Origin of the sequence: Curtobacterium flaccumfaciens (genome assembly GCF_018598405.1) — a bacterium.
Lineage (GTDB): Bacteria > Actinomycetota > Actinomycetes > Actinomycetales > Microbacteriaceae > Curtobacterium > Curtobacterium aurantiacum.
Map to the genome: position 1 here is coordinate 108,946 of NZ_JAHEWS010000003.1, position 16,828 is coordinate 125,773.

General features: G+C 70.6%; 14 protein-coding genes. 9 read left to right on the forward strand and 5 right to left on the reverse strand.

The genetic code is table 11. The features are described from left to right. Nucleotides 1–107 precede the first annotated feature (107 nt). The 4 genes from KK097_RS03055 (at nt 108) to KK097_RS03070 (ending at nt 3,136) form a co-directional block, all read left to right on the forward strand. Entirely contained in the window at nt 108–710 is a 603-nt protein-coding gene (locus tag KK097_RS03055; RefSeq protein WP_307858326.1) for a vitamin K epoxide reductase family protein, read from the forward strand. A 120-nt stretch (nt 711–830) separates the two neighbouring features. Beyond that, complete coding sequence (locus tag KK097_RS03060) at nt 831–1,682, forward strand: DsbA family protein (protein ID WP_214543650.1); 852 nt, start codon at nt 831–833, stop codon at nt 1,680–1,682. Nucleotides 1,683–1,849: 167 nt separating this feature from the next. Then, entirely contained in the window at nt 1,850–2,713 is an 864-nt protein-coding gene (locus KK097_RS17865) for a DsbA family protein (protein WP_214543651.1), read from the forward strand. Nucleotides 2,714–2,830: 117 nt separating this feature from the next. Beyond that, nucleotides 2,831–3,136, forward strand: a complete 306-nt coding sequence (locus KK097_RS03070; RefSeq protein ID WP_214543652.1) for a hypothetical protein — start codon at nt 2,831–2,833, stop codon at nt 3,134–3,136. 420 nt (nt 3,137–3,556) lie between these two features. Here the strand turns inward: KK097_RS03070 and ndk are convergent, their stop codons facing one another. Genes ndk through ileS form a run of 4 tightly spaced genes read right to left on the reverse strand, consistent with a single transcriptional unit; the run spans nt 3,557 to nt 9,172 of the window. Continuing rightward, nucleotides 3,557–3,976 carry a nucleoside-diphosphate kinase gene (gene ndk, locus KK097_RS03075; protein ID WP_017885984.1) on the reverse strand — a complete coding sequence of 140 codons (420 nt, stop codon included), beginning with the start codon at nt 3,974–3,976 and terminating at the stop codon, nt 3,557–3,559. Nucleotides 3,977–4,011: 35 nt separating this feature from the next. Then, complete coding sequence (locus tag KK097_RS03080; protein WP_214530450.1) at nt 4,012–4,428, reverse strand: DUF4233 domain-containing protein; 417 nt, start codon at nt 4,426–4,428, stop codon at nt 4,012–4,014. Next, complete coding sequence (locus tag KK097_RS03085; protein WP_214543653.1) at nt 4,425–5,918, reverse strand: bifunctional folylpolyglutamate synthase/dihydrofolate synthase; 1,494 nt, start codon at nt 5,916–5,918, stop codon at nt 4,425–4,427. The genes KK097_RS03080 and KK097_RS03085 overlap by 4 nt, the downstream gene beginning before the upstream one ends. Further along, nucleotides 5,915–9,172: an isoleucine--tRNA ligase gene (gene ileS, locus KK097_RS03090; RefSeq protein WP_214543654.1), complete on the reverse strand. Its 3,258-nt coding sequence runs from the start codon at nt 9,170–9,172 to the stop codon at nt 5,915–5,917. Before ileS ends, KK097_RS03085 begins: the two co-directional genes overlap by 4 nt. A gap of 245 nt (nt 9,173–9,417) precedes the next feature. Between ileS and KK097_RS03095 the strand changes: the two genes are divergently transcribed. Then, nucleotides 9,418–10,440: a cation diffusion facilitator family transporter gene (locus tag KK097_RS03095; RefSeq protein ID WP_214543655.1), complete on the forward strand. Its 1,023-nt coding sequence runs from the start codon at nt 9,418–9,420 to the stop codon at nt 10,438–10,440. A 344-nt stretch (nt 10,441–10,784) separates the two neighbouring features. Here KK097_RS03095 and KK097_RS03100 read toward each other — a convergent pair whose 3' ends face one another. Next, nucleotides 10,785–11,384, reverse strand: a complete 600-nt coding sequence (locus KK097_RS03100; RefSeq protein ID WP_214543656.1) for an acyl-CoA-like ligand-binding transcription factor — start codon at nt 11,382–11,384, stop codon at nt 10,785–10,787. Nucleotides 11,385–11,416: 32 nt separating this feature from the next. Here KK097_RS03100 and KK097_RS03105 point away from each other — a divergent pair, with 32 nt between their 5' ends. From KK097_RS03105 to KK097_RS03120, 4 genes are read left to right on the forward strand one after another with little or no spacing between them, the layout of a single operon-like run. After that, a complete protein-coding gene (locus KK097_RS03105; protein WP_214543657.1) occupies nt 11,417–13,036 on the forward strand; it encodes an ABC transporter substrate-binding protein in 1,620 nt (539 codons plus the stop codon). Nucleotides 13,037–13,041: 5 nt separating this feature from the next. Next, nucleotides 13,042–14,049 (forward strand): ABC transporter permease, encoded by a 1,008-nt coding sequence (locus tag KK097_RS03110; RefSeq protein WP_214543658.1) that lies wholly within the window; start codon nt 13,042–13,044, stop codon nt 14,047–14,049. Then, the gene (locus KK097_RS03115) at nt 14,046–14,966 is read left to right on the forward strand and encodes an ABC transporter permease (protein WP_214543659.1); all 921 of its coding nucleotides are present in this window, start codon (nt 14,046–14,048) and stop codon (nt 14,964–14,966) included. The genes KK097_RS03110 and KK097_RS03115 overlap by 4 nt, the downstream gene beginning before the upstream one ends. After that, nucleotides 14,963–16,702 carry an ATP-binding cassette domain-containing protein gene (locus KK097_RS03120; RefSeq protein ID WP_214543660.1) on the forward strand — a complete coding sequence of 580 codons (1,740 nt, stop codon included), beginning with the start codon at nt 14,963–14,965 and terminating at the stop codon, nt 16,700–16,702. The genes KK097_RS03115 and KK097_RS03120 overlap by 4 nt, the downstream gene beginning before the upstream one ends. The last annotated feature ends 126 nt before the right edge of the window (nt 16,703–16,828 follow it).

The following is a 16,828-nucleotide window of genomic DNA, read 5'->3' on the forward strand; positions in this document are numbered from 1 at the left end:
GCGTCACTCGGAAAGCTCTCTTCGGTGTGCGGTTGGCCGCACGACCTCCAGGCATTATCGCATGCCGCACCCGGAAAGCACCGGAACCCGCATGCGATGATGACCGCGTGACCGCGTCTGCACCTGCCCCCCGTCGTCCGATCGCGATGGCGGTCTTCCTGCTCGTCACCGGGATCGTCGGCCTGTTCGGCTCGTTCCGGCTCGTCCTCGACGAGTTCACGAAGTACGAGAACCCGAAGGCCGTCCTGAGCTGTGACGTGAACCCGTTCATCAGCTGCTCCGACGTGATGGCGAGCGCCCAGGGGCACCTGTTCGGATTCCCGAACCCCCTGCTCGGCGTGATGGGGTTCGTCGCGCCGATCGCCGTCGCGGTGCTGCTGCTCGCCGGGTTCCGAAACGGCTCGCGCTGGTTCTGGATCGCGTTCAACGCCGGCGTCTTCCTGGCGTGGGTGTTCGTCACCTGGCTCTTCACGCAGACCGTTTGCGTCATCGGTGCCCTGTGCCCGTGGTGCATGCTCGTCTGGTCGATGACGATCCCCATGTTCTGGGTGTTCACGATCTGGAACATGGCGCAGGGCCGCTTCGGCGCTCGGGCGCAGCGTGTCGGGCGGACGCTCCTGCCCTTCTGCTGGGCGTTCCCCCTGGCGAACTACCTGCTCATCATCGTCACGATCATCATCAAGTTCCCCACCATCCTGACCGTCTTCTGATCCGCCGCTGGACACTCTCGGTTCAGCGCTTGACTAGTCGATGATGCGTCACCCAATTCCTTGGTGCTTCCCAGGTGGGACGAGCGAGCGGCGTCCGCGCAGCACCTACGCTCGGGGTCGATGAGCGAGAACCAGAGCAAAAGTGTCCGTCGTGACGCCGCCCGAGAGCGCGCCCGCGAAGCCCGGACCAAGGAACAGGCGCGACGCCGCCGCAACAGAAGGCTGGGCGTCAGCGGGATCATCGTCGGCAGCCTGGTGGTCGTCGCCGCGGTGGTCCTGGTGATCGCGAACTCGGTGCAACCGGCTGGCCCCGGACCGCGGAACATGGCGAGTGACGGCATCCTGCTTATCGGTCAGGATGGCAAGATCGTGCCCGTCGCGTCGAAGGCGACGCCCGCCGGCGGGACTCCGATGCCGACGGAGCACGACGAGTCGGTTGCGAACATCACCGTGTACTCGGACTACATGTGCCCGTACTGCAACCAGTTCGAGACAGCCCAGATGGACCAGATCGAGCAGTGGGTTGAAGACGGCTCCGCGACGCTCGAACTGCACCCGTTCAGCCTGCTCGACCGGGTGTCCCTCGGGTCGAAGTACTCTACCCGTTCCGCCGCGGCCGCCGCTTGCGTCGCGAACCACGATCCGAACGCCTTCCTGGCGTACAACACGTCGCTCTACGAGAACCAGCCGTCTGAAAGCACCAAGGGATTGACGAACGACAAACTCGCGTCACTGGCGAAGAACGCCGGCGCGACGAACAGCGAGGTCACCTCGTGCATCACCGGGCAGGACTTCGCTGGCTGGGTCGCAGACGCCACGAACCGCGCGATGAACGCCCCGATCCCAAACTCGTCGCTCGACAAGGTCACCGGCACTCCGACGGTGATCGTGAACGGGAAGCAGTACAGCGGCTCGCTGACCGACACCGAAGCGTTCGCGTCGTTCGTGCGGACGAACGGCGGTGCCGCGTAGCGTCCACGGTGGCTCTTGCGCGGCTGGAGCAAGTAGGGCGACTTCGTTGTTCTCGCCTGCCCACCCACTCCGGCACCGGGTGCCTCAACCTGGGACGACACCCCAAATACCCGCTGCACACCCAAACTCCGGGACGAAGCCATCCGCCTCGATTACGATCGATGCCCGTGAGCGACAACGAGACGAAGAAGGCGCGCCGAAACGCCGCGCGCGAGCGAGCCCGACAGACTCGCGAGAAGGAGCAGGCGCGCCGTCGCCGGAACAGGATCGCGTTGGTCAGCGCGATCGTGGTTGGGAGCTTGGCCCTGATCACTGCCGTCGTGCTGATCGTCGCGAACTCGATTCAGCCGGCCGGCCCCGGCCCGAAGAACATGGCGAGCGACGGCATCCTCCTGAAGGGAGAGAGCGGACGGATCGTTGCGGAGCGCACCAAGGCCTTAGCTGATGGCGAGAAGCCGATCCCCACAAAGCAAAACAGGAAAGTCGCCAACATCACCGTCTACGAAGACTACCTCTGCCCGATCTGCAACCAGTTCGAGACCGGCAACATGAGCCAGATCAAGCAGTGGGTTCAGGACGGGACCGCGACGCTTGAGGTGCATCCGTTCAACCTCCTCGATCGAGCATCTCTCGGCTCCAAGTACTCGACCAGGTCGGCAGCAGCTGCCGCATGCGTGGCCAACTACGACCCGGACAAGTTCCTCGACGTCAACACCGCGTTCTACGCCAACCAGCCTGAGGAGAACACTCGGGGTCTCACGAACGCGGAACTCGCATCGATCGTCAAGGAGGCCGGGGTGGCCGACGAGGACGTCGCGGATTGCATCACGAGCCAGCGTTTCCAGGGCTGGGTGGGCGACGCCACAAACCGGGCGTTGACTGAACCACTCGCGAACTCCGATCTTCCCAACCTGACTGGAACGCCGACCGTGATCGTAAACGGTAAGCAGTACAACGGCGATGGGACGAGCGCCTGGAACGACGCCGACGCCTTCGCCGCGTTCGTTGAGCAGAACGGCGGGGCCAAGTAGCCCCAGCTGGGAGGACGGCGGATCATCCTCGGATGGTCCGCCGTTTTGCTGACTTGACGTAGCCCGTAGCGAACAAGTAGGTTGCCGGTAAGATATCAATGCAGATAGGGGTACAGCATGAAGAAATTGCTCGCAACCGTCACGGTTCTGGGGGCCGTGATAGTGGGAAGTGTCGCGATGGCTGGTCCGGCAGCTGCGAAGAACCAATGCGGAGCAGTGGGGTTTGGCCGCACGGGTATTTCGACGGCCCGCTTGGTCCACACCTGTGATGCGAAGACACAGGTCACATACACGGTGAAGTGCCTGATCCCGGGCTTCAACCAGCAGCTGACGCGCTACTTCACCTCGGCGCAGTCTCTGGTCATCGACGTCCGCTGCCCCAATGGAAATCCGATTCTGTCGGCTAGCTACCGGCTCGGTTAGGGGAGATGATGAACGAGATGTCCTATGAGTCGCACGCGCGACGCAGGTCCCTGCGAGCGGTTCTTGGAGTGGCAATCGTTGCCGCTTTGCTCGTCGGAGCGCAGACCCTCACGCCCGTCGGAGCAGAACGCGCACAAGCCGCCGGACTGAACTGCGGCCCAACCTCTCCGATCGACGATGGGAAGTTCACCCACACTTGCAATGGGAAGGGCACCATCCAGTACACGCTCTTCTGCGTCACGTACAACACTGTCCGGTCTTATCACTGGAACGAGTCATTCGGTCGCACGTACCTCATGTCGGCTGCTTGTTCTAGGGGCGGTTCCGCGCTGACCGTCAAATGGAAGATCGTCTAAGCGCGAACAGAATCAAAGAAGGCGCCTCGCTTCCCAGCGAGGCGCCTTCTTTAGTCCCCGTCGCTCAGGCGAACCAGAGCGCGAGCTCGCGCGCGGCCGACTCGGGGCTGTCCGAACCGTGGACCAGGTTCTGCTGCACCTTGAGGCCCCAGTCGCGGCCGAGGTCACCACGGATGGTGCCGGGCGCGGCGGAGGTCGGGTCGGTGGTGCCGGCGAGCGAGCGGAAGCCCGCGATCGCACCGTTGCCGGCGACGCGCACGGCGACGACCGGGCCGGACTGCATGAACTCGACGAGCGGCTCGAAGAACGGCTTGCCCTGGTGCTCCTCGTAGTGCGCGTCGAGCAGGTCCCGCGGCGCGGTGAGCATCTTCAGGTCGACGAGCTCGTAGCCCTTGGCCTCGATCCGGCGGAGGATCTCACCGGTGAGCTGGCGGGCGACGCCGTCGGGCTTGACGAGGACGAGGGTCTCTTCGAAGTCGGACACGCAGTACTCCCTGTGTTCGGGGTCGAATGTGGTGGTCAGTCCTCGCCCATGGCCGCTCGGCGCGCGGCGTTCTGACGGTCGAGCTGACCGCCCTTGACGAAGCAGAAGACCCACAGCGCCAGGAACACCACGGCGACCGCGAACATGAACGGTTCGATGAACCCGGTGGCGAGGATGGCCGCCTGCAGCAGCCACCCGAACCATACACCGGCCGGGTTGCCCGTCAGGCGTGAGGCCGCTGCGAGGACGATGATCGCGCCGATGCCGCCGCCGAAGGCCACGGCGGGCGGCAGCGTGCCCTTCCCGAACACGACGAGCATCGGGAAGAAGAACATGATCGCTTCGAGCACCAGGGCGATCGACAGCAGGCTCTCCTGTGCCCCGCGTGGGCGGCGCGGCTTCCGGGTGCGCGGTGTGCGTCCCGGCCGGGAGGCACGGGGGGCGTCCGTCACTTCGCCTCGCCTTCCCGGTGCACGAGGTCCATGACCGCGCCCACCATCACGATGGAGCCCGCGACGAGCACGAGGGCGTCCTCGGCGTCGGCCTCGTCGGCCAGGTCGCGTGCCTGCTGCAGGGCGGACGCCAGCGCCGGCTCGACCACGACCCGGTCGACGCCGACCTCGTCGATGACGACCCGGGCGAACTCGTCCGCGTCGAGTGCGCGGTCCCCCGGCGGCTGCGTGACGACGAAGGTGGCGACGGTGTCCTTGAGCGCGCGGATGAACCCGCGGGCGTCCTTGTCGCCGAGGATCCCGACGACGCCGACGACGTGCTCCGACGGGAAGGCCACCGGCAGCGCCTCGGCGAGGGCCTTCGCACCGTGCGGGTTGTGCGCGGCGTCGACGACGACGGTCGGGTCGGTCGCGATGGGCTGCAGGCGACCGGGGCTGGTCGTGCCGGCGATGCCCTCGGACAGGACGTCCTCGTCGAGGGCCTGGGCCCCGCGGCCGAGGAACGACTCGACCGCTGCGATGGCGACGGCGGCGTTGTCGGCCTGGTGCCGGCCGAACAGCGGCAGGAACAGGTCGTCGTAGCGGCCGGCGATGCCCTGCACGGTGATGAGCTGTCCGCCCACGGCCGGGGTGACGTCGACGACCCTGAATCCCGTCCCTTCGACGGCCAGGGTGGACTCGGTGAGCTCGGCCGCGCGCTCGAGTTCGGCGAGGGCCTCGGGGACCTGCCGGCTCGACACCACGGCGGACGACGGCTTCACGATCCCGGACTTGGTGCGGGCGATCTCGGCGACCGTGGCTCCGAGCTGCTTCGCGTGGTCGATGGCGATCGGCGTGAACACCGACACCTGGCTCTGCACGACGTTGGTGGAGTCCCACTCGCCGCCCATCCCGACCTCGATCACGGCGACGTCGACGGGGGCCTCGGCGAAGCACGCCAGCGCGAGCACGGTGAGCGCCTCGAAGAACGTCAGCGGGGGTTCGCCCTTGTCGGCGAGCTCGCGGTCGGTGATCTCGAGCACCGGGGCGATGTCGTCCCAGTTCTCGACGAACCGGTCGGCCGCGATCGGCTGGCCGTCGACGACGATGCGCTCCCGGATGGACACCAGGTGCGGGCTCGTCATCAGGCCGGTGCGCAGACCGTGGGCCCGGACGATGCTCTCGATGGTCCGCGCGGTCGACGTCTTGCCGTTCGTCCCCGTCACGTGGATCACCGGGTACGCCAGGTGCGGGTCGCCGAGCAGCTCGACGGCGCGGCGGGTGGCGGTCAGCCGGCGCTCGGGGGCCTGTTCGCCGATGCGGGCGTACAGGGCGGCCTCGACGCGGCGGACCTCGTCGTCGTCGCCGCCGTAGGGCACGGCATCGGCAGGACCGTCTCCGGAGGGGCCGACCGGGATCCGGATGCCGTCCTCGTCGCGACCGTCCAGGTCGTCGTGTCCGACGAACTCCTCGTTCGCCTCGTGGTCGTCGTACTGGTCGTCGTCACTCATGCGCGTGCTACCTCCACGGATACCTTCGCACCGTCACCGACGTCGGTGGTGGTGTCGTCCGCCCCGAGGGGCACGATCTCGACGCTCGTCGCCAGGGTCTCCCCGGCGATGAGCTCCTGGTGCGCGCGGACCGCGCCGTCGGCCGTGTCGTCCACCCGGAGGGTCAGGGCGATGCGGTCGCTGACGTCGAGGTCGGCGTCGCGGCGGGCCTGCTGGACGGCGCGGACGACGTCACGGGCGAGCCCCTCGGCCTCGAGCTCGGGCGTCGTCACGGTGTCGAGCACGACGAAGCCGCCCTCGTCGAGGAACGCCACGGCCACCGAGGCGTCGGCCACGGTGAGGTCGAGCGAGTACTCGCCCTCGATCAGGTCGACGCCGCCGACGGTCACGCCGGAGTCGGTCGCGGTCCAGTCGCCCTTCTTGGCGGCCGGGATCACCTGCTGCACCTGCTTGCCGATGCGGGGGCCAGCGACGCGGGCGTTCACGGTGAGCTTCCGCTCGATGCCGTACTGCGCCAGCGACTCCTCGGCCTGCGTCTCGAGCACCACGCGCTTGACGTTGAGCTCGTCGCGCAGGATGTCGGCGAACGGTTCGACCGCGGCCGGGTCCGGCACCACCAGGGTCAGCGTGGCGAGGGGCAGCCGGACGCGCTTGCCGGTGGCCTTGCGGAGCGCCAGGCCCTTCGAGGCGACGTCGCGCACGCGGTCCATCGCGTCGACGAGGGCGTCGTCGGCGGGGAATTCGTCGGGGTCCGGGAAGTCCGTCAGGTGGACGCTGCGCCCACCGGTCAGGCCCTTCCAGATCTCCTCGGTGACGAGCGGCGCGAGCGGTGCGGCGACCCGGGTCAGGGTCTCGAGCACGGTGTACAGCGTGTCGAACGCCGCACGGGTCTCGGCACCGGCGTCCGCGTCGGCCCCGGTCCAGAACTTGTCACGCGAGCGGCGGACGTACCAGTTCGTCAGCACGTCGGCGAAGTCGCGGACGGCCTGGGCCGCGAGCGGGGTGTCGAGCGCGTCGAGGTGCGCCCGGACGTCGGTGACGAGCACCCGGGTCTTCGCGAGCAGGTACCGGTCGAGCACGTCGGTCGAGTCGGTCCGGCGCTCGGCCCGGTAGCCGTCGGGACCCGAGGCGTTCGCGTACAGGGTGAAGAAGTAGTACGTCGACCACAGCGGCAGCATGAACTCGCGGACGCCCTGGCGGATGCCCTCTTCGGTGACGACGAGGTTGCCGCCGCGGATCACCGACGAGGACATCAGGAACCAGCGCATGGCGTCGGCGCCGTCGCGGTCGAAGACCTCGGACACGTCCGGGTAGTTCCGGAGCGACTTCGACATCTTCTGGCCGTCCGAGCCGAGGACGATGCCGTGGCTGATGACGTTCTGGAACGCCGGCCGGTCGAACAGCGCGGTGGAGAGCACGTGCATGACGTAGAACCAGCCACGCGTCTGCCCGATGTACTCGACGATGAAGTCGGCCGGGCTGTGCGACTCGAACCACTCCCGGTTCTCGAACGGGTAGTGCACCTGGGCGTACGGCATCGAGCCGGAGTCGAACCACACGTCGAACACGTCGGTGATCCGGCGCATCGTCGACCCGCCCGTGGGGTCGTCGGGGTTCGGCCGCGTCAGGTCGTCGATGAACGGGCGGTGCAGGTCCACTTCGCCCTCGGCGTTCACCGGCAGGCGACCGAAGTCGCGCTCGATGTCGGCGAGCGAGCCGTAGACGTCGGTGCGCGGGTACTCGGGGTCGTCGGACTGCCACACCGGGATCGGCGTGCCGAAGTAGCGGTTGCGCGAGACCGACCAGTCGATGGCGTTGCCGACCCACTTGCCGAACTGGCCGTCCTTGACGTTGTCCGGCACCCAGTTGATGTCCTGGTTGAGCTGGCCCATGCGGTCGCGGAGTTCGGTGACGCGGACGAACCACGACGAGACGGCCTTGTAGATGAGGGGCTTCCGGCACCGCCAGCAGTGCGGGTAGCTGTGCTCGTAGGACGCCTGGCGGAGCAGTCGCCCGGCGTCGCGGACGGCCTTCGTCAGCGGCTTGTTCGCGTCCGACCAGAGCATGCCGGCGACCTCGCCGAACTGCGACGTGAAGACGCCGCCCTCGTCGAGGGACAGCACGACGGGGATGCCGGCGGCGGCGCAGACCTCTTGGTCGTCGGCACCGTAGGCCGGGGCCTGGTGCACGATGCCGGTGCCCTCACCGGTCTCGACGTACTCGGCGACCAGGATGCGCCAGGCGTTCTCGTAGCCTTCGGCGTCGGCCAGGTGGTCGAACAGGCGCTCGTACTCGACGCCGTCGAGCTCGGCGCCCGTCAGCGTGCGCGCGACGGCGGCGAGCGCCTCGTCACCCGAGGCGTAGCCAAGCTCCTTCGCGTGCGCGGCCACGGTGTCGGACGCGAGCAGGTAGGAGACGGACCCGGCGTCGGCACCGTCAGCCGCGCCTCCAGGCCCTGCCGGGACGACCGCGTAGGCGATCGCCGGTCCGACTGCCAACGCGGCGTTCGTGGGGAGGGTCCAGGGGGTCGTCGTCCAGGCGAGCGCCCGCACACCGGTCAGGTCGAGCGCCGCAGCGCGGTCGCCGTGCAGCGGGAACGCCACCGTGACGGACTGGTCCTGGCGCATCTTGTAGACGTCGTCGTCCATGCGCAGTTCGTGGTTGGACAGCGGCGTCTGGTCGTTCCAGCAGTACGGCAGGACCCGGAAGCCCTCGTACGCCAGGCCCTTGTCCCAGAGCTGCTTCCACGCCCAGAGCACGCTCTCCATGAAGGTGACGTCGAGGGTCTTGTAGTCGTCCTCGAAGTCGACCCAGCGCGCCTGACGGGTGACGTACTCCTGCCACTCGTCGGTGTACTGCAGCACGGACTTCTTGGCGGCGGCGTTGAAGACGTCGATGCCCATCGCGTCGATCTCGTGCTTCTCGGTGATGCCGAGCTGGCGCATCGCCTCGAGCTCGGCGGGCAGGCCGTGGGTGTCCCAGCCGAAGCGGCGGTGCACCTGCTTGCCCCGCATGGTCTGGTAGCGCGGGAAGACGTCCTTGGCGTACCCGGTCAGCAGGTGCCCGTAGTGCGGCAGGCCGTTGGCGAAGGGCGGGCCGTCGTAGAAGGTCCACTCCGGGCAGCCCTGTCGCGCGTCGATGGACGCCTGGAACGTGTCGTCGCGCTTCCAGAAGGCGAGGATGCCCCGCTCGACGGCGGGGAAGCTCGGCGAGGGGACGACGCCATCGGCATCGGCGTTCAACGGGTACGGCACCGGGACTCCTTGTGGGTTCGCTCGATCTCCACGAGGACGAAAAGCAGGTTCCGCGGTACCACCTCGTTTGCCGCCCAACGTGCGCTGTGCGACCACTCTGTGTCGGGGGTGGTGACGGTCCCGAACCCGCCCGGTTCTACTGACGGAGGCGCTGGTGCGCTCCGTGTTCTTCCGGAAGCTCCCCGGTGATGGCCGGATCGACGCTCTTGGAAGACGACTTTACCGGACGGGAGCATGCTTGAGCGATGCCCGCAGCAGAACGCCCCGAGTCACTCGTCACCGTCCTGATCGCGTTCGGGGCGAACCTGCTCGTCGCGATCGCGAAGACGATCGCCTCGCTCGTCTCGGGTTCGGCCTCGATGGTGGCCGAGGCGGCGCACTCGTGGGCGGACACCGGCAACGAGGTGTTCCTGCTCGTCGCCGAACGACGGGGAGGCAAGCAGCGGGACACCGCGCACCCGCTCGGGTACGGACGCGAGACCTACATCTGGTCGATGTTCGCCGCGTTCGGCCTGTTCACGGCGGGAGCGATCGTCTCGATCTACCACGGCATCTCGGAGTTCGGCGACACCGGACCGGCCGAGGACGTCGTGCTCAACTACGTCGTGCTCGGGGTCGCGTTCCTGCTCGAGGGCACGAGCTTCCTGCAGGCGTACCGGCAGGCGCACGGTGCCGCGACCAAGCGCAAGGTGCCGGTGCTGCGGCACGTGCTGCAGTCGTCGAACCCGACGCTCCGTGCGGTGTTCGCCGAGGACGCCGCGGCGCTGATCGGCCTGGTCGTGGCGTTCCTCGGGGTGTTCCTGCACCAGGTCACGGGGCTCGCGGTCTTCGACGCGCTCGGCTCCATCGCGATCGGTGTGCTGCTCGGGGTCGTCGCGATCGTCCTGATCGACCGCAACCGCCGGTTCCTGCTCGGCGAGAGCACGTCCCCCGAGCTCGAGAACGCGGTCCTCGTCGAGCTGCTGGGCCGGCCGCAGGTCGAGCGGGTCACCTACCTGCACCTGGAGTTCGTCGGGCCGTCGCGGGTGTACCTCGTCGCGGCCGTCGACCTGACCGGCAACGAGACCGAGGCGCACGTCGCGGTGCGGTTGCGCGAGGTGGAGCAGTCGCTCGAGGACAGCCCCTACATCGAGGAGGCCGTCCTCACCCTGAGCTACCCGGGCGACGAGTCCCTGGTGCCGACCGACGGCGACGTGCCCGAGGTCGTGCGGGACGGCACGGCCTCGGACGTGGCGTCCGGCGGTGCGGGGACCCTGCGCACGGAGTGAGCGTCAGCGGGCGGACGGGTGGATGTCGGGCTGGTGTCGCAGGACGCCGGCGTGTCCGTCCGACGCCGCCACGTGCCCGCGACGCCGCCGCATCCGGCGGCGTCTCGCCGGCGAGGCGGCGTCGCGAGAAGACGACGGCGTGTTCTGTGAGCGACCGACCGGCGGACGGGAGGCGCGGTGCCAGGCCGCCACGGGCCTCCCGTCCGCCGCCCGTCACGTCCACCGCCCCGCACGCGGCTCGGGGGACGCCGGCGTGTCAGCAAGACGTCGCCACGTGCTCGAGACGCCGCCGGATAAGGCGGCGTCTCGCCGTCGATGCGGCGTCATGTGAGGACGCCGGCGGGTCAGCGGGCGTCGAGGCCCGCGACCACCGGGGTGAGCGCCGCCGCGACGTACTCGACGAGCGCACGGCGGCCGACCCCGTCGGTCACCCACACCCCGAACGCGGCGGCGGCGGCCCCGAGCATCGCGCCGGACACCGTCTGCGGCCAGATCGAGCGCGGCTGCTCCCCCGTGCGGCCCGCGACGAACGCCGCGACGGCGTCGTGCTGCGCCGTCACCCGGACCGCGACGCCCGCCACCAGCTCCGGCCCGATCCCCATCACCTCGGCCTGCGCCACTGCCCACGGCACCCGCTCGGGGTCGTGGGCCCGGGCGGCGGCGAGGAGCGCCTGTTCGACGGCCCGAACGACGCTCGGCTCGGTCGAGGCGGCGAGGTACCCGGGCAGCCCGGCCACGGCGGCGTCGAGCTCGAGCCACATCACGTCGGCCTTCGCCGGGAAGTAGTTGAAGAACGTCGCGCGGCTGACCCCGGCGCGGGCGGCGATCTGGTCGACCGTGGTGCGTCCGTACCCCTGCTCGAGGAACAGCTCGGCGGCGGCGTCCGCGAGCACCTCGGCGCTCGAGCGTCGGGGGCGGCCACCGCGGCGGATCGGTTCGTCCATGGGCCCCAGTAAACCGCTAGACTCGGTCAGCCATGATCTTGGACTCAGTACAGAAAACCCTCGCCGCAGTCGCGGGCGCCTCGGCGGTCCTGCTCACCCTGGCTGCCTGCAGCGGACCGGGCACGAGCACCGGGAGCAGCACCCCGGTCGCGGGCGGCACGCTCACCTACGCCTCCGGTGACGCCGAACCGACCTGCCTGGACCCGCACGTCGGCGGCAACTACCCGCAGGCGCTCCTGGCGACGCAGTACATCGAGGAGCTCGTCGGGCTCGAGGACGGCAAGCCGACACCCGAACTCGCGACGAAGTGGACCACGAGCGACGACGGGAAGACCCTGACGTTCACCCTGCGTGACGACGTCTCGTTCACCGACGGCACCCCGTTCGACGCCGCCGCGGTCGTGGCGAACATCGCGCACGTGCAGGACCCGGCCACCGCTTCGAGCACCGGCTACCTGGCGCTGCAGTCCATCACGAAGGCGACCGCCACCGACGAGCACACCGTCACGCTGACGCTGAGCCGGCCGGACAGCGCGCTGCTCGAGTCCTTCTCGCAGCCCTGGGTGGGCATGGAGTCCCCGAAGGCGCTCGAACGGAAGCAGGCGACGAACTGCGAGTCCCCCGTCGGCACCGGCCCCTTCGAGGTCACCGGCTGGAAGCACGGCGACCGCGTCACCCTGACGAAGAACCCCGACTACTGGGGAACGACGAAGCCGCGCCTGTCCGGCATCACGTGGCGGTTCCTGCCGGACTCGACGTCGCGCTACGCCGCGCTGCAGTCGGGTCAGGTCGACGTCATCGACAACGCCCAGCCCGACCAGCTCAAGGCCGCGTCGGCGAAGGGCACGATCCGCGACCTGGACGCCCCGCGTCCCGGTGCGTCGAACCGGCTCGAGCTGAACTCCGGTCACGGCGTGTTCCGCGACCAGGCGGTGCGCCAGGCCTTCATCGCCGGCGCCGAGATCGACCCCGGCCTGCAGTCGCTGTTCCTCGGCACCGCGAAGCGCTCGTACTCGGCGCTCTCGAGCGCTGAGCCGCTCGCGTACTCGGAGAAGAGCCGGTTCGACTACTCCCCCACCAAGGCGAAGCAGCTCCTGGACGATGCCGGGTGGAAGGTCGGCTCGGACGGCATCCGCGAGAAGGACGGCCAGCAGCTCACCGTGACGTTCCCCGTCTCGACGAACCAGTCGGTGCCGGCCGAGCGCAGCCTGTTCCAGCAGATCCAGGCGTCCGAGAAGGCCGTCGGGTTCAAGGTGGTGCTCGACGAGCTCGACCTCTCCAGCTGGTACGCGGCCCTCGCCGCGAACGAGTACGACGTCGTCAGCGCCCCGTACACCAAGGTCGGCCCCGACGTCCTGCGCATCCTGTACGACAGCGCGAGCATCGAACCGGCACCGTCCGGCTACTTCGCGAACCTGGCCCAGCTCGACGACCCGGCCCTCGACCGGCTGCTCGAACAGGCCGCCGGCACCTCGGACGCCGACCAGCGCGCCGACCTGTACGAACAGGCCCAGAAGGTGATCCTGGCGAGCGACACCGTGCTGCCGCTCTACGACCAGCAGAACCACTTCCTGGTGCGCTCGGCCGTGCACGGCATCCGGAGGACCCCGGTCTCGACGCCCTGGTTCGGCACCGCCTGGATCGACCGCTGACCCGGATGCGATGGGTCTGGTGGGCCGTCCGGCGGCTCGCCGGCGGCATCGGCGTGCTCTGGGCCGTCGCGACGATCGTCTTCGTCGCGATCCGGCTCATCCCCGGTGACCCGGCGCTCGCGATCCTCGGCGGCCCGGGCTCGCAGGCCTCGGCCGAGGCCGTCGCCCAGGTCCGCCACGAGTACGGCCTCGACCAGCCGGTGCTGGTGCAGTACGCGGTGTTCCTCGGACGTCTGGCGACGGGGCAGCTCGGCGACTCGTACGCCTTCCGCACCCCGGTCGCGACGCTCCTCGCCCAGCAGCTGCCCGTCACGCTGACGCTCGCGGTCGCCGGACTCGTCGTCGCCTGGGTGCTGGCGATCGTCGCCGCGTGGGCATCGACGCAGCGCGGCCGCGTCGCCGCCGGGCTCACCAGCGCCCTGAGCGTCACCGCGAGCGTGATGCCGCACTTCTGGCTCGGCAGCGTGCTCATCGTCGTGTTCGCCAGTGCCCTGGGATGGGTGCCGGCGGTCAGCGACGGCACCGTCCGGGGATGGGTCCTGCCGGTGCTGACCGTGGCCGTCCCGGTCGCCGGGTACCTCGCCGAGACCGTGCGCGACGGGGTCGTGGACGCACAGCGCTCGGCCTTCGCCCTCGCCGCCCGCGGTCGGGGCGAGACCCGCCTGGGCCTGTTCGGACGGCACCTGCTCCGGCACGCCGCCCTGCCCGGGATCGCGCTGTCCGCCTGGGCGTTCGGGTCGCTCGTCTCCGGAGCCGTGGTCGTCGAGTCGGTGTTCGCCCTGCCCGGGATCGGCCGTGCACTGGTGACCGCCGTCACCCAGCGGGACATGCCGCTCGTCGCCGGCATCGCGATGGTGTCGGCGGCCGCGTACGTCGTCGTGCTGGCAGTCGCCGACCTCGTGGAGCGCGTCGTCGACCCGCGCACGTCAGCGGGCAGCGGCGCGCGGACCGGCACCGCGCGAGGCGGCAGCGAGCGACGCCGTGGACCCGGCCGACCGGCGGGCGCACGGTGAGCGGGATCGCCGACCCGGGCCTCCAGACCGGAGCACCCGGTCACCCGACCGGAGCACCCGGCGACCAGACCACCGCCGGCACCGAGCGAGTCCGTGGGGGGACGCTCGGCGTCGGCGGCATCGCCGCGGGGGTGGTCGTCCTGGTCGCCGTGGTCGCGGCGGCCTGGCCCGCCCTGCTCGGCGGGGGCGACCCGCTCGCGGTCCACCCGGCCGAGGCCCTGCTCGCCCCGAGCGGCGCGCACCCGTTCGGCACCGACGAGTCCGGCCGCGACGTCCTGGCACGGGTGGTCGCGGGGACCCGCGCGTCGCTCGTCGTGGGCGTCGCCGCGACCCTGATCGGCGGCGGCGTGGGCGTCCTGCTCGGCGTCGTGGCCGGGCTCGGTGCCGGGGCCGGACGACTCGGACGCCTGCTCGACGCCGTCATCGGCCGCGTCACCGAGGTCGCGTTCGCCCTGCCGCTGCTGCTCGTGGCCCTGGTCGTGATCGCCGTGACCGGCCCGGGTCCGGTGCCCGCGGTGCTCGCCGTCGGGTTCGCCACCGCTCCCGGGTACGCCCGGATCGTGCGCGGCCTGGTCCGGGCCGCACGGAGTTCGCAGGTGGTCGAGACCGCGGTGCTGCTCGGCCGCTCCCCCGCCCGGACCGTCGTCCGGCACGTGCTGCCGACGGCGCTCTGGCCCGTCGTCGCCGTCGCCACGCTGGGGGTCGGGCAGGCCGTCGTGTGGGCGTCGGCCCTGAGCTACCTCGGCGTCGGCACACCACCGCCCGCACCGGAGTGGGGCGCGATGCTCGCCGACGGCCGTACGTACCTGCAGACCGCGCCCTGGATGAGCACGTTCCCCGGGCTCGCGATCGTGGTGCTCGCGACCGCCGTCACCGTGCTCGGTCGGGCGATCCGACGGACGGGAGCGGCCCGGTGAGCGCCGTCCTCGACGTCCGCGGGCTCACCGTCGCCATCGGCGGCACCGCGATCGTGCACGGGGTCGACCTGCGCGTCGATGCCGGTGAGTGCGTCGCCCTGGTCGGTGCCTCCGGCTCCGGCAAGACCGTCACCGCCCGTGCCGTGCTGGGCCTGTCCGCGCCCGGCGCCGCCGTGCACGCCGACGCGTTCGAGGTCGACGGGGTCGACGTCCGCGGGTACCCGGACCGGCGGTGGCGTCGGCTGCGGGGATCGCGGATCGGCTACGTCGGCCAGGAGGCCCTGGGCGCGTTGGACCCGTTGCGCCCCGTCGGGCGCGAGGTCGCCGACACCCTCCGCCTGCACACCGGGATGGGTGCGGCCGAGCGCGTGGACGCCGTGCGTGATGTCCTCGCCGCGGTGGGCCTCGACCCGGACATCGCGACCGACGGTCGGCTCGCCGGCACACTGTCGGGCGGGATGCGGCAGCGCGCCCTCATCGCCGCGGCGACCGTCGGCTCCCCCGCACTGCTGGTCGCCGACGAGCCGACGACGGCGCTCGACGCCGGGGTCGCCGTCACCGTCATGGAGCAGCTGCGGGCGGCGCAGACACGGGGTGCCGGACTGCTCGTCATCACGCATGACCTCGGGCTCGTCGCGGGATGGGCCGACCGGGTCGCCGTCGTGCACGAGGGCCGGATCGTCGAGCAGGGCGCGGTCGCCGAGGTCTTCGCCGCGCCGCAGCACCCCGCGACGCAGGCGCTGGTGCGCGCGGCCGGTGCTGCCGCGGCTGCGCCGGAGCCACCGCACGGTGCCGATCTTGCCGATCGGTGCGAGGTCGATGGCTCCGTGCAGTCCTCTGACGATGCACCGAGCGGCCAACCTCGCACCGACCGCGAGACTGCGCACCGTGCGCCGATCAGCGACCGCGGCACCGAGCGCGCGACCTCGCACGGTGCGAGGGGCGACGTGCTCGCGGCGCACGGACTCTCACGCGGCTACGACGGAGTGCTCGCGGTCGACGACGTGTCGTTCGGACTCGAGCGCGGCCGGGTGCTCGGGGTGATCGGCGCCTCGGGGTCGGGCAAGACGACCCTGGCGCGGATGCTCCTCGGGCTCGAGACGCCCGACGCCGGCACGGTCACGCTCGACGGCGAGCCCTGGGTCCCGCTGCCCGAGCGCGATCGACGCCCCCGACGGCACCGGGTGTCGGCCGTCGTGCAGGACTCCGGCGCGACGTTCGACGAGCGGTGGAACGTCGAGCGGGTCCTCGCCGACGCGTTCTCGCGCGGTGACGAACGGCGGGCACGCGGTGCGCTCGGTGGCCGGGTCGACGCGGCGCTCCGGCAGGTCGACCTCGACCCGGCGCTCCGCTCGCGTTCCCCGCGCACCCTGTCCGGCGGACAACGGCAACGGCTCGCGATCGCCCGCGCGCTGGCGACCGACCCCGAGGTGATCGTGCTCGACGAACCCGTGACCGCCCTCGACGCCACGGTGCAGGACGCGGTGCTGCGGCTGCTCGAACGGCTCCGCGACGAGACCGGGGTGGCGATGGTGTTCGTGTCGCACGACCTCCGGGCGGTCCGGCGGATGGCCGACGAGGTGCTCGTCGTGCACCGGGGCGCGGTCGTCGAGCACGGCCCCGCCGCCGAGGTCTTCGCGCGCCCGGCCCACCCGGTGACCGCGCGGCTGCTGCACGCCGCGGAGCGGCTGGCCGCCGGGCCCGCCGTCGACGCGGCGGCCGACCTCACGGGCTGAGCGACAGTCCACGCGCGCTCGCGCCCGTGAACTGTCGCTGCGCGCGAAACGCAGCCACAGCTCGAGAACTGACAGGAGGCCCGGCGCGCGTCCGTTGCGGACGTGCACCGGGCCTCCAGGCCGGGG